Annotated in this window: 11 protein-coding genes; 10 read left to right on the top strand and 1 reads right to left on the bottom strand. The window is 67.3% G+C overall.

Annotated features, from left to right (window positions below):
- The first annotated feature begins 19 nt into the window (after positions 1 to 19).
- The 3 genes from ABC319_RS13710 to ABC319_RS13700 all read left to right on the top strand — a co-directional run bounded on the left by ABC319_RS13710 (position 20) and on the right by ABC319_RS13700 (position 4,253).
- Positions 20 to 1,597, top strand: a complete 1,578-nt coding sequence (locus ABC319_RS13710) for a serine hydrolase (RefSeq protein ID WP_413070764.1) — start codon at positions 20 to 22, stop codon at positions 1,595 to 1,597.
- On the top strand, positions 1,594 to 3,318 hold the full coding sequence (locus ABC319_RS13705; RefSeq protein WP_413070763.1) for an N-acyl-D-amino-acid deacylase family protein: 1,725 nt from the start codon (positions 1,594 to 1,596) through the stop codon (positions 3,316 to 3,318). The genes ABC319_RS13710 and ABC319_RS13705 overlap by 4 nt, the downstream gene beginning before the upstream one ends.
- Before the next feature lie 110 nt (positions 3,319 to 3,428).
- Positions 3,429 to 4,253, top strand: a complete 825-nt coding sequence (locus tag ABC319_RS13700; protein ID WP_413070762.1) for a glycoside hydrolase family 16 protein — start codon at positions 3,429 to 3,431, stop codon at positions 4,251 to 4,253.
- Here the strand turns inward: ABC319_RS13700 and ABC319_RS13695 are convergent.
- The gene (locus ABC319_RS13695) at positions 4,229 to 5,431 is read right to left on the bottom strand and encodes an MFS transporter (RefSeq protein ID WP_413070761.1); all 1,203 of its coding nucleotides are present in this window, start codon (positions 5,429 to 5,431) and stop codon (positions 4,229 to 4,231) included. The genes ABC319_RS13700 and ABC319_RS13695 overlap by 25 nt on opposite strands.
- A 190-nt stretch (positions 5,432 to 5,621) precedes the next feature.
- Between ABC319_RS13695 and ABC319_RS13690 the strand changes: the two genes are divergently transcribed.
- From ABC319_RS13690 to ABC319_RS13660, 7 genes are all read left to right on the top strand, one after another.
- On the top strand, positions 5,622 to 8,654 hold the full coding sequence (locus ABC319_RS13690) for a TonB-dependent receptor (RefSeq protein WP_413070760.1): 3,033 nt from the start codon (positions 5,622 to 5,624) through the stop codon (positions 8,652 to 8,654).
- Positions 8,655 to 8,740: 86 nt separating this feature from the next.
- On the top strand, positions 8,741 to 10,306 hold the full coding sequence (locus ABC319_RS13685) for a tryptophan halogenase family protein (protein WP_413070759.1): 1,566 nt from the start codon (positions 8,741 to 8,743) through the stop codon (positions 10,304 to 10,306).
- Position 10,307: 1 nt separating this feature from the next.
- The gene (locus ABC319_RS13680) at positions 10,308 to 11,030 is read left to right on the top strand and encodes a SapC family protein (RefSeq protein ID WP_413070758.1); all 723 of its coding nucleotides are present in this window, start codon (positions 10,308 to 10,310) and stop codon (positions 11,028 to 11,030) included.
- On the top strand, positions 11,023 to 12,054 hold the full coding sequence (locus ABC319_RS13675) for a cupin-like domain-containing protein (protein WP_413070757.1): 1,032 nt from the start codon (positions 11,023 to 11,025) through the stop codon (positions 12,052 to 12,054). The genes ABC319_RS13680 and ABC319_RS13675 overlap by 8 nt, the downstream gene beginning before the upstream one ends.
- Positions 12,051 to 13,544 carry a tryptophan halogenase family protein gene (locus tag ABC319_RS13670; protein ID WP_413070756.1) on the top strand — a complete coding sequence of 498 codons (1,494 nt, stop codon included), beginning with the start codon at positions 12,051 to 12,053 and terminating at the stop codon, positions 13,542 to 13,544. Before ABC319_RS13675 ends, ABC319_RS13670 begins: the two co-directional genes overlap by 4 nt.
- Positions 13,545 to 13,555: 11 nt before the next feature.
- On the top strand, positions 13,556 to 14,623 hold the full coding sequence (locus ABC319_RS13665) for a LacI family DNA-binding transcriptional regulator (RefSeq protein ID WP_413070755.1): 1,068 nt from the start codon (positions 13,556 to 13,558) through the stop codon (positions 14,621 to 14,623).
- 136 nt (positions 14,624 to 14,759) lie between these two features.
- Positions 14,760 to 15,827: a spore coat protein U domain-containing protein gene (locus ABC319_RS13660; RefSeq protein ID WP_413070754.1), complete on the top strand. Its 1,068-nt coding sequence runs from the start codon at positions 14,760 to 14,762 to the stop codon at positions 15,825 to 15,827.
- Positions 15,828 to 15,844 lie beyond the last annotated feature (17 nt).

Below are 15,844 nucleotides of genomic sequence, written 5' to 3'. Positions count from 1 at the left end.
CTGCCGGAATGGAGATATCATGAAGACGATCGTCGCGATTGCCAGCCTGCCGCTGCTCCTGATGGCAACGCCCGGCCATGCCGCGCCACCCGCCGGGCTGGATGCCCGGATCGAGGCGATCCGGACGACATCGGAGACGCCGGGCCTGGCCGTCGCGATCGTGGAGGACGGCCGGATCGTCCTGGCCAAGGGATACGGCATCCGCAAGCTGGGCGCACCGGGCAAGGTCGATGCCGACACGTTGTTCATGATCGGATCGACGGGCAAGGCCTTCACCGCCGCGGCACTCGCCACCCTGGTCGATGCCGGCAGGATCGGGTGGGACGACAAGGTGATCGACCATCTGCCCGGTTTCCAGATGTACGACGCGTGGGTCACGCGCGAGATGACGATACGCGACCTCCTGGTCCACCGCAGCGGCCTGGGCCTGGGCGCGGGCGATCTGCTGATGGTACCGCGGGGCAAGCTGTCGCGCGCCGAGATCGTCCGGCGGCTGCGCTACATCAAGCCGGCGACCAGCTTTCGCAGCGCGTACGCCTATGACAACATTCTCTACATCGTGGCAGGTGCCGTGATCGAGGCGGTCAGTGGCCAGAGCTGGGAGGATTACATGCGCGATCATGTCTTCCGTCCCGCCGGACTGCCCGATGCCACGGCCGACATGGCGCACCAGTTGAGCACGCCCGATCGCGCCCACCCGCACGGACGGGTCGGCGGCCCGGTGCGCGGCACGGGTCCGCAGACCCTGCTCGATGAGCGGGACCGGCTGGGCCAGGCCGGCGCGCCCGCCGGCCTGATCGCGGCGAGCGCCAACGATCTGGCCCGCTGGCTCCAGATCCAGCTCGCCGAAGGTTCGCTGCCCGGCGGCAAGGGCCGGCTGTTCAGCCCGGCCGCCGCGCGCGAGATGTGGGCACCGGTGACGCCGATGCCGATCACCCCGGCCCCTGCCCCCGTGGAAGGCACCACCCCCGCCTTCCAGGCCTATGCGCTGGGCTGGGACGTACGCGACTATCACGGTGCGAAGATCGTCTGGCATGCCGGCGGACTCTTCGGCTTCACCACCGTGGTGGTGATGATCCCCGAGAAGAAGGTCGGCTTCGCCATCGCCCTGAACAGCGAGGAGGTGCAGCCGCGCTTCGGCCTGATGTACGAACTGATCGACCATTATCTGGGCCGGCCGCCGCAGGACTGGCCAACCCGCTTCGCCACCTATCGCCGCGCCCGCATCGCCGGTGCTGAGGCGGCGGTTCGCCAGAAGGCGGCGGCACCGGCGAAGGTCGGTCCGTCCCTGACGCTCGATCGCTACACCGGCCGCTTCGCCGACCCCTGGTACGGCACGCTGGTGGTGGGTTCGGATGGCGGCGCCCTGACCGCGGATTTCACTACGACGCCGAACATGAAGGCGCGCCTGACCCACTACCAGTACGATACCTTCGTCGCGCGGTTCAGCGATCCCTCGATCGAGCCGGCGTACCTGACCTTCTCGCTCGATGCGGAGGGCAAGGTCGCGCGGATCACCGCACGGCCGGTGTCGCCGATCGCCGACTTCAGCTTCGATTATCAGGACCTGCTCTTCACGCCGGAGCAGCCGAAGTGAGGCGGCGGTTGGCGCTGGCCGCGCTGCCGGCGATCGCCCTCGCCACGGTGGGCGCGGCGAACCCGGCCCGCTACGATGTCGTGATCCGCGGCGGGACGATCTACGACGGATCGGGCGGCAAGCCGTTCACCGGCGACGTAGCGATCAAGGGCGACCGCATCGTTGCGATCGCGCCCCGGATCGACGCGCGCGGCACCACGGAAGTCGATGCTGCCGGCAAGGCGGTGGCGCCGGGCTTCGTCAACATGCTGGCCCATCCCGAGGAAAGCCTGCTGGTGGATGGCCGCGCGCTGTCGGACCTGGCGCAGGGCGTCACGCTGGAGGTGATGGGCGAGATCTCGATGGGGCCGCTCAGCCCGGCGATGAAGCGTGAGATGACCGAGCAGCAGGGCGACGTGCGCTACCCGGTCGACTGGACGACGCTGGGCCAGTATCTCGACCGGCTGGGGCGGCGTGCGATCGCGCCGAACGTCGCCTCGTTCGTCGGCGCCGGCACCGTGCGCCAAGCAGTGATCGGATCGGACGATGTCCAGCCGACGCCCGCGCAGCTCGCCCGCATGCAGGCGCTGGTCCGGCAGGCGATGGAGGAGGGCGCGCTGGGCCTCACCGATGCGCTGATCTACACGCCTGCCACCTTCGCCAGAACGCCGGAGCTGATCGCGCTGGCCAAGGTGTCGGCGCAGTGCGGCGGCATCTATACCGTGCATATGCGCAGCGAAGGCGATCGCATCGAGCAGGCCGTACAGGAGACGATCGACATCGCCGAGGCGTCCGGAGCGCCGGCCGAGATCTACCACTTCAAACAGGCGGGCAAGGCGAACTGGGGCAAGTTCGACCGGGTAGTGGCGATGATCGAGGCGGCGCGGGCGCGCGGCACGCGGATCACCGCCGACATGTACACCTACACCGCGGGAGCCACCGGGCTGGACGCGGCGATGCCGTCCTGGGTTCAGGCGGGCGGCACCCAGGCGTGGATCGCGCGGCTGAAGGATCCGGCCACCCGTGCAAAGGTCGCCGCGGCGATGCGAGAGGCCCATCCGGACAGCTGGGAGAACTTCTTCGCCGGTGCCGGGCCGGAAGGCATGCTGCTGCTGGCCTTCAAGAACCCGTCGCTGAAACCGCTGACCGGCAAGACCCTGGCCGAAGTGGCACGGATGCGCGGCAAGAGCCCGGAAGAGACGGCGATGGACCTGGTGGTGGAGGACGGCACCCGCGTCGGCGTCGCCTACTTCCTGATGAGCGAGGAGAATGTCCGCCGCTCCATCCGGCTGCCCTGGATGAGCTTCGGCTCCGACGAGGCGGCGCCGGCGCCGGAGGGTGCCTTCCTGCTGGCCAAGAACCACCCCCGCGCCTACGGCAATTTCGCGCGGTTGCTGGGCCACTACGTCCGCGACACCCAGGACATAACGCTTGCAGATGCGGTCCGCCGCCTGACCAGCCTGCCGGCGGACAACCTGTCGCTGGCCGATCGCGGCCGCCTGCGGCAGGGCAATTTCGCCGACTTGGTGGTCTTCGATCCGGCAAAGATCAGCGACCATGCGACCTTCGAGAAGCCCGCCCAGCTCGCGACCGGCGTCGAGCAGGTGTTCGTCAACGGCGGCTGGGCGCTGCGCGACGGCAAGGCGACCGGCGCCGCCACCGGCCGGATCGTCAAGGGTCGGGCCGCCCTGCCCGGCGGCGGCTGTCGCCCGACGGCCGCGGGCTGGCGATGGAGCCGCTGATGAGTGATACTGTACCTGCCGATTGATCCGGTCTACGCCGGTGTCGACGGGGCGACGATCCCGGTGGGACGATCGGTCGGAGAGGTTGCAGGCATGATGGATCGTCAGCGATGATCGCGCTGCTGCTGATCGCGCAGACCGCGACGCTGGGCGCCTCCGGCCATGCCGCGGATGGCCCGATGGCGCCGCCTGCCACACGGCCGAGCTTCACCGACGAGTTCGAGAAGGGCGCGGTGAATCGATCGGTCTGGCGCTTCGACATCGATCGCAACCCGGTCGGCTGGCCCAACAACGAACGCCAATATTATGCGAACGATCGCCGTCAGAATGCCCGGGTCGAGCAGGGCGCGCTGGTCATCGAAGCGCGTCGGGAAACGCTGACCAAGGCGCAGTTTCCCGACTGGGGCGGTCAGGCCTACACGTCAACGAAGCTGGTGACGCGTTCGCCGCTGGGTTACGGCTTCTACGAGGTGCGCGCGAAGCTGCCGTGCGGACGCGGCAGCTGGCCGGCGATCTGGTTGCTGCCGTCCGGCGGCAACTGGCCGGACGAGGGCGAGATCGACATCATGGAGATGGTTGGCTGGGACCCGACCGTGATCCACGCCACCGTCCACTCCGGTGCGTTCAATCATACCAAGGGCACGCAACGAGGGGCGCAGCGGCAAGTCGCGACCAGCTGTACCGCCTTTCATCGGTACCAGCTCGACTGGCAGGCGGACGCGATCACGATCGGCATCGACGGGCGGGCGATGATGCGCGTCCTGAACGACCAGCCCGGCGGCAAGGCGGCGTGGCCATTCACCCGCCCCTATCACCTGATACTGAACCTGGCCGTGGGCGGCGACTGGGGTGGGAAGAAGGGCATCGACGACGCCGCATTCCCGCAGCGGATGGCAGTGGACTACGTCCGCTACTGGGCGGCACCCGCTCGCTGAGGCGCGCGGGGCATCACGATCCCGCCCGCGAGCGTCAGTGCCGCCAGCACCAGCAGCAGCACCCGAAAATCGTGCGGCGTCGCCAGCGTCCAGGTCAGCAGCGGGCCGATCAGCGCGGGCAGCGTGTTGGCCAGGTTGAACAATCCCAGATCGCGCCCCCGGTGATGCGGGCTGGGCAGCAGCCGCATCGCAAACGCGGTCTGTAGCGACTGGAACACGGACGATCCGGTCGCGCAAACGCAGAACGCCGCCGCCGCTTCCACGAAATCGCGGGCAAAGGCCATGCCGACCAGTCCCGCCGCAGACAGCACCGCCGCGCAGAGCAGCAACGACCGCGTCCGGCCGGTCCGTCCGGCCAGCTGGCCCAGCGCCAGCGCGATAGGCAGGGGCGCCAGATACGCGACGACCATCACCGATCCCATCCGGACCGCGATCGTCTCCGCCGGCAAGTCCGGCGCTTTGCTGCCCAGGTAGTAGAACAGGTAGAAGAACAGGACGTTCGCGGCGATCTGTACCAGCAGTCTGGCGAACCATGCCGCCCACAGGTCGCGCCGTCCGGTCGGGATGCGCTCCGGCGAGGAAACGCCCGGATCCGCCATGCGCGCACGGGTCAGGAGAAGCGGCAGCGCGCAGCCGGCGACGACCGCCGGCAGCACCGCGTACGATGCCAGCGTGCCGAGCGACGCGACGACTGCCACCATCCCCGCCGCCGCCGGATGTCCCAAGGCCAGCAGGGCGCCCATGACCCCCTTCTGGCGATCGGCCGTTTCGTCCGCCATGATCGCGAACAGCGGCGCAAGCAGTGCGTTCACGCCCGCCTGGAACAGCGCGATCGCCACCACCAGCATCGCGGGCGACGCGGCGGCGGCTACCACGGCGTGACCCAGCGCGGTCGCAGCGACGCCGCCGGCCAGCCATATTCGCCGGCCGCCACCACCGGCCACCGACCGATCGCTGAGCCACCCGAACAGGATGTTGGCGCCGCTGGCGGCAAGCGCGCCGACGATGACGGTTGCGGTGAACACGCCCAGTCGCGCCTCCCCGGCAAGCGCCGCGACGCGCATCGGCAACAGCAGCGTCAGGAGCGGGAGATAGCCGATCACGCCGCCGATGTGCGCGAGTGCCAGCGCGGCCAGGAAGCCGCCCGGCCGATGATCGAGGTGGACGGCACGCGACATCCCGTCCGCCCTGCCCGGTTCACCACAAGGCGGCAACCACGACTACCGGACAAACCGGTGAGCGGCCGAGTTCGTGAACGTTCACAATAACGACGGTCGGTCTTGACAATTTAGCACTTTACCCGGAAGTGAACGTTCACAGACCAAGGACGCGAAGCATATGCGTCCGGTAAACAGGAGGGGATACAGGATGCGTGGGCTCACGAATCGATCGTTGTCGCGATGGGTGATCGGCACGTCGGCGATCGCGCTGCTCGGCGCACCCGGGCTGGCGATGGCGCAGGATGCGGCCGCGACGGTCGGCAACACCGGCTCCTCCGAGATCGCGCCCGAGGCAGCGCCCCCGACCACAACCCAGGCCAATCCGACGGAGCCCAGCGAGGATATCGTCGTCACCGGCATCCGCGCATCGTTGCGCGCATCGGCGGACATCAAGCGCGACGCGCAGGGCATCGTCGACGCGATCTCGGCGGAGGACATCGGCAAATTCCCCGACACCAACCTCGCCGAATCCCTCCAGCGCATCACCGGCGTGTCGATCGACCGGTCGAACGGCGAAGGATCGTTCGTCACGGTCCGCGGCCTCGGCCCGGAATACAACCTGGTCGTGCTGAACGGTCGTCAGCTGCCGACCTCGGTCATCGGCGATGGCAACAGTGCGCCGACGTCGCGCGCGTTCGATTTCGCCAATCTGGCATCGGAAGGCATCGCCGCGCTGGAGGTCTACAAGTCCGGCCGCGCGACCGTGCCGTCGGGTGGCATCGGATCGACGATCAACATCCGCACCCCGCGCCCGCTGGACAAGATCGGCACCCGCGGCTCGATCGCGGCGCGCGGCGTGATCGACACCTCGCAGAACGGCAAGAACGACATCACGCCAGAGGTGTCGGGCATCTTCTCGACCACGTTCGGCGGCGACCGCTTCGGCATCCTGGTAAACGGCGTCTACCAGAAGCGCCACGCATCGGTGAACCAGGCCAATGTCGGCTGGCGCGACGGATATCTGGGCTCCGAGAACAACTGGGGATCGCTGGCTCAGCCTGGCACCCCGCGCGCAGCCAACATCACCAATCGTCCCGGCCCGACCGACGTGTACGAGGTGCCGCAGAACGCGTCCTACGACGTCAACGACTTCACCCGTGAGCGTATCAACGGCCAGCTCGTGCTACAGGCGCGTCCCACCGACAGCCTGACCGCGACGGCCGATTTCACCTATTCGCGCAACGAGGTGAAGACGCGCAATGCCAATGTCGGCATCTGGTTCAACCACAACGACACGTCGTCCGCCTGGACAGACGGCCCGGTCGCCGGCCCGGACTTCTACACCGAGCGCTTCACCGCGGCGGAGGCGAAGGACCTCTCCTACTCCAGCGCGCTGACCGCGTACCGCACCCAGAACAAGTCGCTGGGCGGCAACCTGACATGGGAGGCGCCGGGCGGCGTCACGATCGCGCTCGACGCGCATCATTCGACCGCGGAGTCGAAGCCGACCAACAAGTACGGCAACAGCAACTCGCTCGGCACCGCCATCTTCGGCGTCGCCACCCAGACGATCAACTTCGAGAAGGACCTGCCGGTCATCTCGTTCGCGATGCAGCCCGGTATCGATCCGCTTAACGCCGCGCTGATCACGCCGACCGGCAACGCCTTCCGCAATTCCTATTTCCGCGACCGGATCAATCAGGTGCAGCTGAAGGGTCATTACGACCACGACGGCAGCTTCCTGGATTCGCTCGACTGGGGCTTCGCCTATACCGACAACAAGGTGCGATCGGCCTATAGCGTGCTCCAGAACGACACCTGGGGTGGAACGGGGGGCGACAGTGCGGCCCAGCGGGCGGCAGCGGCGGCCCTGTTGCCCGATGACATCTTCAAGCTGATCGGCGTGCCGGGCAAGTTCGAGGGCGTCAGCGGCGCGAGCAACCCCGCGATCGTCCAGCAATTCTACGGCTACGACTTCGAACGGGTCGTGTCGTTGCTGGACCAGACCTACGGCATCTGCGGTGGCGACGGCGACTGCCTGATCCCGTTCAACACAGACCGCCGTATTCGCGAGAAGACGGTGGCGCCGTACCTGCAGATCAACAACACGTTCGACCTGTTCCAGAATCCGGCACATCTGATCGCCGGCATCCGGTACGAGCACACGAGCGTGAAATCGTCGGCGCTGGTCCCGATCCCGTCGGGTACGCGGCAGAATTCGCAGAACGAGTTCAACGTCGTCTACTCGGGACAGAGCAGCTTCACGACCTTCGCGGGCCAGTATGACGAGTGGCTGCCCTCGGTCGATCTCGACGTGCAGCCGATCCGCAACGTGAAGCTTCGCGCATCGTACAGCCACACCATCACGCGCGCCGATTACGGCTCGCTGCAGGGCGGGTTGACCGTAGACCAGCTGTTCCGCGTCGGCGGGGGTACCGGTGCGCAGGGCAATCCGAACTTGGTTCCGTTCAAGTCCAAGAACATCGACCTGTCGGCCGAATGGTACTACACGCCCGAAAGCTACATGTCGGTCGGATATTTCCGAAAGAAGGTGTCGAACTATATCGGATCGACCCAGGTCAACACGCCGGCCTTCGGCCTGACCAACCCCGCCAATGGCCCGCGCTATCAGGCGGCGCTGGCGGCACTGGGTGCCAACGCCACCTTTGCGCAGATCCGCGACTATATCGGCGCCAACTTCCCGGGCAGCGTGGTCAACGGCACAATCCTGGGCACGGCGGCGGATGCGCCGGTCAACTTCGTCATCTCGACGCCGTTCAACAGTGACGAGACGGCAACGATCGACGGGTTCGAATTCGCGATCCAGCACAGCTTCTGGGACACCGGCTTCGGTACCCAGCTGAACTACACCAAGGTCGACGGCAATCGCGATTTCGACAACACGCTGCCCGCCAGCACCTCGCAGTTCGCGGTCAACGGCCTGTCCGACAGCGCCAATGCCAGCGCCTATTACGACAAGAACGGGTTGCAGGCGCGCGTATCGTACAACTGGCGGGCCGAGTTCCTGGCCAGCGGCGGCATCAATCCCAACTATGTCGAGGGATATGGCCAGGTCGATGCGACCGCCAGCTACGAGTTCATTCCGGGCCTGACCGCGTTCGTCGAAGCGATCAACCTGACCGGTGCCGACCGCCGCGGGCATCGCCGGTCGGATCGGAACGTCACCTTCGTGGTGAAGCAGGACGCGCGCTACTCGGCCGGCGTGCGGTTCAGCTTCTGACCGATCCGGCGACCCGGAAACGGCAGCCGGCCATCGGCTCGCCATTTCCGGGTTGCCGAACCCGGCGCAGCGGATAGGGCGGGATCGTGGCGGCGGAACGGACAATCGACAGCGTCGTGGTGGTCGGCGGCGGCACGGCCGGCTGGCTGTCGGCCTGCCTGATCGCCGCGCAGGCCGGTGCCGTCGCAGGTCGGCCGATCAAGGTCACGCTGGTCGAATCGCCCGACGTGCCCACGATCGGCGTGGGCGAGGGAACGTGGCCGACGATGCGGCGCACGCTGGAGCGGATCGGACTGGACGAGGCCGCGTTCCTGCTGGCCTGCGACGGAGCGTTCAAGCAGGGCTCGCGCTTCGACGGGTGGCGCACCGGCGCATCCGACGATCGCTATTACCACCCCTTCGTCCCGCCGCTCGCCGGCGAACCGCGCGAGGTGGTCGGCGGCTGGCAGACCCATGCGCCGGACAGCGCCTTCGCCGCCGCAGTCGGCATCCAGCCGCAGATCTGCGCGCTCGACCTCGCTCCGCGGCAACGGCAGATGCCCGCCTATGCCGGCGCCTTGAATTACGCCTATCACCTCGACGCCGGCAAGTTCGCCCGGATGCTGGCGGCGCACGCGACTGATCGTCTGGGCGTCGATGTGGTGCGCGACCATGTCGTCAGGATCGTGCGCGATGACGCCGGCGATATCGCGGCAGTGCAGACCCGCAGCGGCGCGACGATCGCGGGCGACCTGTTCATCGACTGTACGGGTCAGGCGGCGCTGCTGATCGGACGGACCCTGGGTGCCGACCTGGTCGATCGTTCACCGGAACTGTTCAACGATCGCGCGCTGGCCGTTCAGGTTCCGGTCGATCCGGACAGCCCGATCGCTGCGCAGACGATCGCGACCGCGCATGCCGCGGGATGGATCTGGGATATCGGCCTGCCGGGGCGACGCGGTGTCGGCTGTGTGTATGCCGCGCGCTACATGGACGACGATACGGCGGCGGCGACGCTGCGCGATTATCTGGCACGCACCGCGCCGCAGGTCGATCCGGCGGCATCGTCGCCGCGACGACTGTCGTTCCGGTCCGGACATCGCGACCGGTTCTGGATCCGCAACTGCCTGGCGATCGGCCTTTCCGCCGGGTTCCTCGAACCGCTCGAGGCGTCGGCCATCGTGCTGATCGAATTGTCGCTCGATGCGCTGATCGCCAACTTTCCGCGAACGCGCAGCGCGATGGATATTCGGGCCACGCGCTTCAACACGCTGTTCCGCTATCGCTGGGATCGTATCGTCGAGTTCCTGAAGCTGCATTACGTACTCAGCGAGAGGCAGGAACCGTACTGGCGCGACCAGCGCGATCCGGCGACGATGCCCGACCGGCTGACGGAGCTGCTGGCGGTGTGGCGCGATCAGCCGCCGTCGGCATACGACCTGCCCCATGCGGACGAGGTGTTTCCGCCGGCCAGCTATCAGTATGTGCTCTACGGCATGGGCTACCCCGCGCCGCTGTCGGCATCCCGGCCCGATCCGGCAATGGCGGCGGCCTTTGCCCAGTTGCGCCAGCGGGAACGCGCGCTCGTCGCGGGATTGCCGACGCATCGTGCCTATCTCGATACGCTGCGCCGGGATGCTCCGGCCGCTGCGGCCATGATGGAAAGTCGCTGACATGCCGGAACACGCCGTCCTGACCCCTGCCGCCCATGCGACGACGCGTGTTCGTCACGATCGCGGGGTGGACATGGGCGATGCGCTGATGAGCTGCCTGGTCGTCCCCGACGAGTTCCGGCGCGTACAGCAGGAATATCTCATCCTGTTCCGCCGCAACATCGAGGACGATACGACGATCGCGGTGGCATTGTTCGGGTTCGAGACGGGCGAGAACCTGTACCTGACACCTGGTGGCTGGGATGCCCGCTACCTGCCGCTCGCGATGGACATCCAGCCGTTCCTGATCGGGCGCGGCGCGCAGGACGACGACGAGGCCGGCGCACAGGTGCATATCGACATGGCCAGCCCCCGCGTCGACGCTGCGGAGGGAACACGCCTGTTCGACATCGATGGCCAGCCCACGCCATTTCTGGAGGGCGTGGTGGAAAAGCTCGGGGCGCTGGATACCGGGTATCGATCCGGCGCCGCGTTCTTCGCGGCCCTGCGGCGGTACGATCTCCTGGAGCCGCTGACGCTGGAGATCACCTTAGACGACGGATCGGTCAACCGGCTGGTCGGGTTCCAGGTAATCGACGAAGACCGGCTGCGCGCTCTGGACGGCGCCACGCTCGACGATCTGCACCGCCACGGGCACCTGATGCCGATCTTCATGGCTCTGGCATCGCAGGGCAACCTGCCGGCGCTGATCGCGCGCAAGAACGCGACGCTGCGCCATGGCTGATCCGTCACCCTCCATCTTCGCCGCCCTACCCCGAGTGGACGAAGCGACGATCGACGGGCCGGGCGCGCTCGATGCCGTGCTGCGCTCCGCGACGGAGCCCTTCGTCGTGCGCGGGCTGGTGAACGACTGGCCGCTGGTCCGCGCCGGCCGCCGATCCGCCGCGGACGCGCGGGAATATATCCTTGCACACCGGCGGGACGTGCCGTTCACCGTATCGGTGGGCGCAAGCGGCAGCGACGGGCGCCTGTTCTACGACGAGGCGATGGGGATGAACTTCGCCACCTTCCCGTCGAGCCTGGCCGAGGTGTTCGGCCATATCGAGGCGAACGAGACCGCGCCGGACGCCCGGCCGATCTATCTCGCCTCGATCGACATGAAGGAGTTCTTCACCGGCCTGCACGAGGCGAACCATGTCGACCTCGGCGACCGGACGCCGCTCGCCAGCATCTGGATGGGCACGCGGACGCGCATAGCCGCGCACAACGACGTGCCGGACAACCTCGCCTGCGTCGCGGTTGGGCGGCGGCGGTTCACGCTGTTCCCGCGCGAACAGTTCCGCAACCTCTACCTGGGCCCGGTCGACAACACCCCCGCTGGACGGGCGGTCAGCATGGTCGATTTCCACGCGCCGGACTTCGCGGCACATCCGCGTTTCCGCGATGCGCTGGATCACGCACTGGTCGCCGAACTGGAGGCAGGCGACGCGCTCTACATCCCGGCGATGTGGTGGCATCATGTCGAGGGGCTGGCACCGTTCAACGTGCTGGTGAACTATTGGTGGCGCACCAGCCCGCGCTGGCTCGGCCAGCCGCAGGACGCGCTGAACCATGCGATCCTGTCGGTTCGCGACCTGCCGGCAGACCAGAAGAAGCATTGGCGCGACATGTTCGATTACTACGTGTTCGACAACGATCCGGAGGTGACGGCGCATATCCCCTCCGCCGCACGCAGCGTTCTGGCGCCGCTGGTGCCGGAGAGCGCGGGCAGGTTGCGGGCGTTCCTGCTCCGGGCGCTGGGCCGATGAGCATCCGGCGGGTTGTCATCGCCGGTGGCGGCACGGCGGGCTGGATGACCGCGGCCGCGATCGCCCGAACCATGGGCAGCACGATCGAGCTGATCCTCGTCGAGTCCGACGCGATCGGTACGGTTGGGGTCGGTGAATCGACCATCCCCCCACTCGTCACCTACAACCGGCTGCTGGGGATCAACGAGGCCGATTTCATGCGCGCCACCCAGGCGACATTCAAGCTGGGCATCCTGTTCGACAACTGGAAGACGGTCGGCGACCGGTACTTCCACTCCTTCGGCCTGACCGGCAAGGATCACTGGTCGGCCGGTTTCCAGCACTTCTGGCTCTATGGCCGGCACAAGGGGCACGAGCAGCCCTATGCCGATTACTGCCTGGAACTGCTCGCGGCGATGGACGGAAAGTTCGCGCACCTGCCCGACGACCAGATGAACTATGCCTATCAGCTGGATTCGACGCTCTACGCCCGCTTCCTGCGCCGGATGGCGGAAGCGGACGGGACCGAGCGGATCGAGGGCAGGATCGCGCAGGTCGACCTCAACGGAGATAGCGGCGACATCGCCGCGCTGGTGCTCGAGTCGGGGCAGCGGATCGAGGGCGATCTGTTCGTCGACTGCACCGGTTTCCGTGCGCTCCTGATCGAGCAGGCGCTGCATGCCGGGTTCGACGACTGGGCCCATTACCTGCCCTGCGACTCGGCGATCGCGGTGCAGACGGAAAGTATCGGCCCCGCCCTCCCCTATACCCGCGCGATCGCGCACGATGCCGGCTGGCAGTGGCGGATCCCGCTTCAGCACCGGACCGGCAACGGCATCGTCTATTGCAACCGCTATCTCGATCGCGAGGCGGCGCTCGCCCGGCTGCTCGGCAATGTCGAGGGGCGGACGCTGACCGAGCCCAATGTCATCCGCTTCGTCACCGGCGCGCGTCGGCGGCAATGGTATCGCAACTGCATCGCGATCGGGTTGTCTGGCGGTTTCATGGAGCCGCTGGAATCGACCAGCATCCACCTGATCCAGCGCGCGATCCTGCGACTGATCCGGATGTTTCCGGTGGACGGCGTCAGCGAGCGCGACGTGGCCGAATTCAACGACCAGCAGCACACCGACATGCTGCAGATCCGTGACTTCCTGATCCTCCACTACAAGGCGACGGAACGGCGCGACAGCGCCTTCTGGCGCTATTGCGGGACGATGCCGATCCCCGACACGCTGGAACAGAAGATCGAACTGTTCCGCGAGACCGGCCGCGTCTTCCGCCGCAACGAGGAACTATTCGCGGAAAACAGCTGGGTGCAGGTGATGATGGGTCAGGGGATCATGCCTCGCGGCTGGCATCCGATCGCGGGCAAGCTGCGCGACGACGAACTCGACAAGCTTCTCGCCACGGTACGCGATACGATGCGCCGGACCGTCGCCGGCCTGCCGGACCATGCCGCCTATGTCGCCCGCTACTGCGGCAGCCCGCGACCGGGCGCGGCCGGCTGATCGCGATCGGGATGGCAAAACGGAAGCAGACCGTCACCATCAGGCACGTCGCGGCCGATGCCGGCGTGTCGCTGCAAACGGTCAGCCGCGTCGTCAACAAGGCCGTGGGCGTCCGGTCGGAAACGGTGCAGCGCGTCCAGGCGTCAATCGACCGGCTGGGCTATGTCCCCTCGCTGGCGGCCCAGCGGCTGGCGGGCGCACATTCGTACCTGATCCTGGCGCTCAACGATCGGGAGCGGACCATCGCCGACTGGCGCTCGCGCCAGGGAACGGACTGGGTGGACCAGATGCTGCTCGGCGGTATGCTGACCTGTGCGGAACATGGCTATCGCCTGATCGTCGAGCTGATCGATACGCATAGCGACCATATCGAGCGCGAACTGCTCGGCGCGATCGCGGCGGTCCAGCCCGACGGCATTATCCTCACCCCGCCCCACTCGGGCAACGCCCTCATCATCGACCTGCTGGAGGCCCATGGCATCAGCTTCGCCCGGATCGGATCGACGACGCCGGGCGGCGGCATCAAGCTGGTGATGGACGACGAGCGGGTGGGACGCGTCGCCACAGAGCATCTGCTGGAACTCGGCCATCGCCGCATCGGCTTCGTCGCCGGCCCGGCAGATTACGAACTCAGCGGCTGGCGCGTGGACGGCTGGCGGACCGCGATGGCGGCAGCGGGCTGCCCCACGAAGGGCCTGATGATCGCGGGAGACTTCAGCCGCTCGTCCGGCAGGGCCGCCGCCAGTCAACTCCTCGATCTTGCAGAGCCGGCCACCGCGATCATCGCCAGCAACGACCAGATGACGCTGGGCGCGCTGGAAACCGCGCGAAAGCGTGGGCTCCGCATCCCGCACGATCTGTCGATCATCAGTTTCGACGATACCCCTGCCGTCCGCTTCGCCGACCCGCCCCTGACCGCGGTATCGCAACCCGTCGCCGAGGTGACCGCCCGCGCCGTCCGCCTCATCATCGCCGATCGCCAGGGTCAGCCGCCGCCGGTCGATCCGGTCATCGTGCCGGCATGCCTGGAGCTTCGCGGCACCACGGCACCGGTGCCTGTCGCGTCCGGCACACCCTGAAGCGCCGGCGCAGCGTCCGCCCCCCGCCTACGCCATTGGTCTAACTGGCGATCGTCGATCGCCCGATTTCACCAATCATCAACCCGTCCTATCCATCCATCCGGGCATGGGTGAGCACTTGATTCCGGTCGCGAGCATGGAACGTGTTCCAGCTTGCCCGGACCGCAGATGCCATCGCGGCGTCCTTGCTCTCCGACTGGCGCTGGTCGCCGCCGGTGCCCTCTGGTCCGCGGATGCGGCGGGGTGCACCGTTACCAATCCGTCCACCAATCCCGATCTGGGCAGCTTCTCGCCTGCCGAGGTGAAGGGAAACGCCGTGCCGGTCGGCACGCTGTCGGGCGGGATCAACTGCACGGGCACCGCGATCTCGCTATTGGGCGGCAACACCCTGACCGGCACACTGGGCAGTGCCGACAATTACCGGATGATGCCGGTAAACGGCGGCGAGCCGGTCACCTTCAAGATCTATCTCGACCAAGCCGCCACCCGGCAGATGAGCCCCGCCACTGCGACCAATTTCCTCAACCCGCAGGTGATCGACCTGGTCGGCCTGCTCGGCAACAGCCCCAGCAACATTCCCGTCTACGTCAAGGCGTCCAGTACGAACCCGGCTCCCGCTGGCAGCTACACCGGCACGTTCACGATCGCTTGGGTGTGGAAGTTCTGCAGCGGCACCTGGGTCGGCTCGTCATGCACACTGGGCGTCTTGAAACAGGGTGCCGCCACCGCGACCATCAAGTTCACGCTGACCGTGGCCGCCAAACCGGTGACGGCGATCATCACCTCGCAGACCACCTGGGATCCGGTATCCGGCACGAACAGCCCCAAGGCGCTGCCGCTCTCCAAGCGACGGGTGACGATCACCCTGAACAATCCCGACATCGTCGCCGTGGATGCGGCGACGCTGGTGGTGAATCTGCCCACTGCGAGCAGAACGCAGATCGCCCTGGACGGCGACGGGACCAACGGCCAGGTGATCCAGAGCAGCACGGGCAGTTCGGGGCTGCTCCTGTCCTATGCCGGTCCGGCGGCCTCGAGCGACGATGTCGAGTTCTCGTCGGATCAGGGCGCCACCTTCACCTACGCGCCCGTTGCCGGCGATATGGCCAGCCAGGCGGCGGTCACCACCATCCGCTTCAAACCGAGGGGCAGCATGGCCGCGGGCTCCAGCTTCACCATGTCGGTACCGTACACGGTGCGCTGATCGACAGCTGACAGCGC

Origin of the sequence: Sphingomonas phoenicis (genome assembly GCF_047238005.1) — a bacterium.
In the GTDB taxonomy this organism is placed as follows: domain Bacteria; phylum Pseudomonadota; class Alphaproteobacteria; order Sphingomonadales; family Sphingomonadaceae; genus Sphingomonas.
This window is presented reverse-complemented; position numbering and strand designations above follow the sequence as displayed.

Excerpts from the sequence above, each read along its gene's own strand:
- ABC319_RS13710 (WP_413070764.1), top strand. The coding sequence starts at position 20 with ATGAAGACGATCGTCGCGATTGCCAGCCTGCCGCTGCTCCTGATGGCA.
- ABC319_RS13700 (WP_413070762.1), top strand. The coding sequence starts at position 3,429 with ATGATCGCGCTGCTGCTGATCGCGCAGACCGCGACGCTGGGCGCCTCC.
- ABC319_RS13695 (WP_413070761.1), bottom strand. The coding sequence starts at position 5,431 with ATGTCGCGTGCCGTCCACCTCGATCATCGGCCGGGCGGCTTCCTGGCC.
- ABC319_RS13690 (WP_413070760.1), top strand. The coding sequence starts at position 5,622 with ATGCGTGGGCTCACGAATCGATCGTTGTCGCGATGGGTGATCGGCACG.
- ABC319_RS13680 (WP_413070758.1), top strand. The coding sequence starts at position 10,308 with ATGCCGGAACACGCCGTCCTGACCCCTGCCGCCCATGCGACGACGCGT.
- ABC319_RS13675 (WP_413070757.1), top strand. The coding sequence starts at position 11,023 with ATGGCTGATCCGTCACCCTCCATCTTCGCCGCCCTACCCCGAGTGGAC.
- ABC319_RS13670 (WP_413070756.1), top strand. The coding sequence starts at position 12,051 with ATGAGCATCCGGCGGGTTGTCATCGCCGGTGGCGGCACGGCGGGCTGG.
- ABC319_RS13665 (WP_413070755.1), top strand. The coding sequence starts at position 13,556 with ATGGCAAAACGGAAGCAGACCGTCACCATCAGGCACGTCGCGGCCGAT.
- ABC319_RS13660 (WP_413070754.1), top strand. The coding sequence starts at position 14,760 with ATGGAACGTGTTCCAGCTTGCCCGGACCGCAGATGCCATCGCGGCGTC.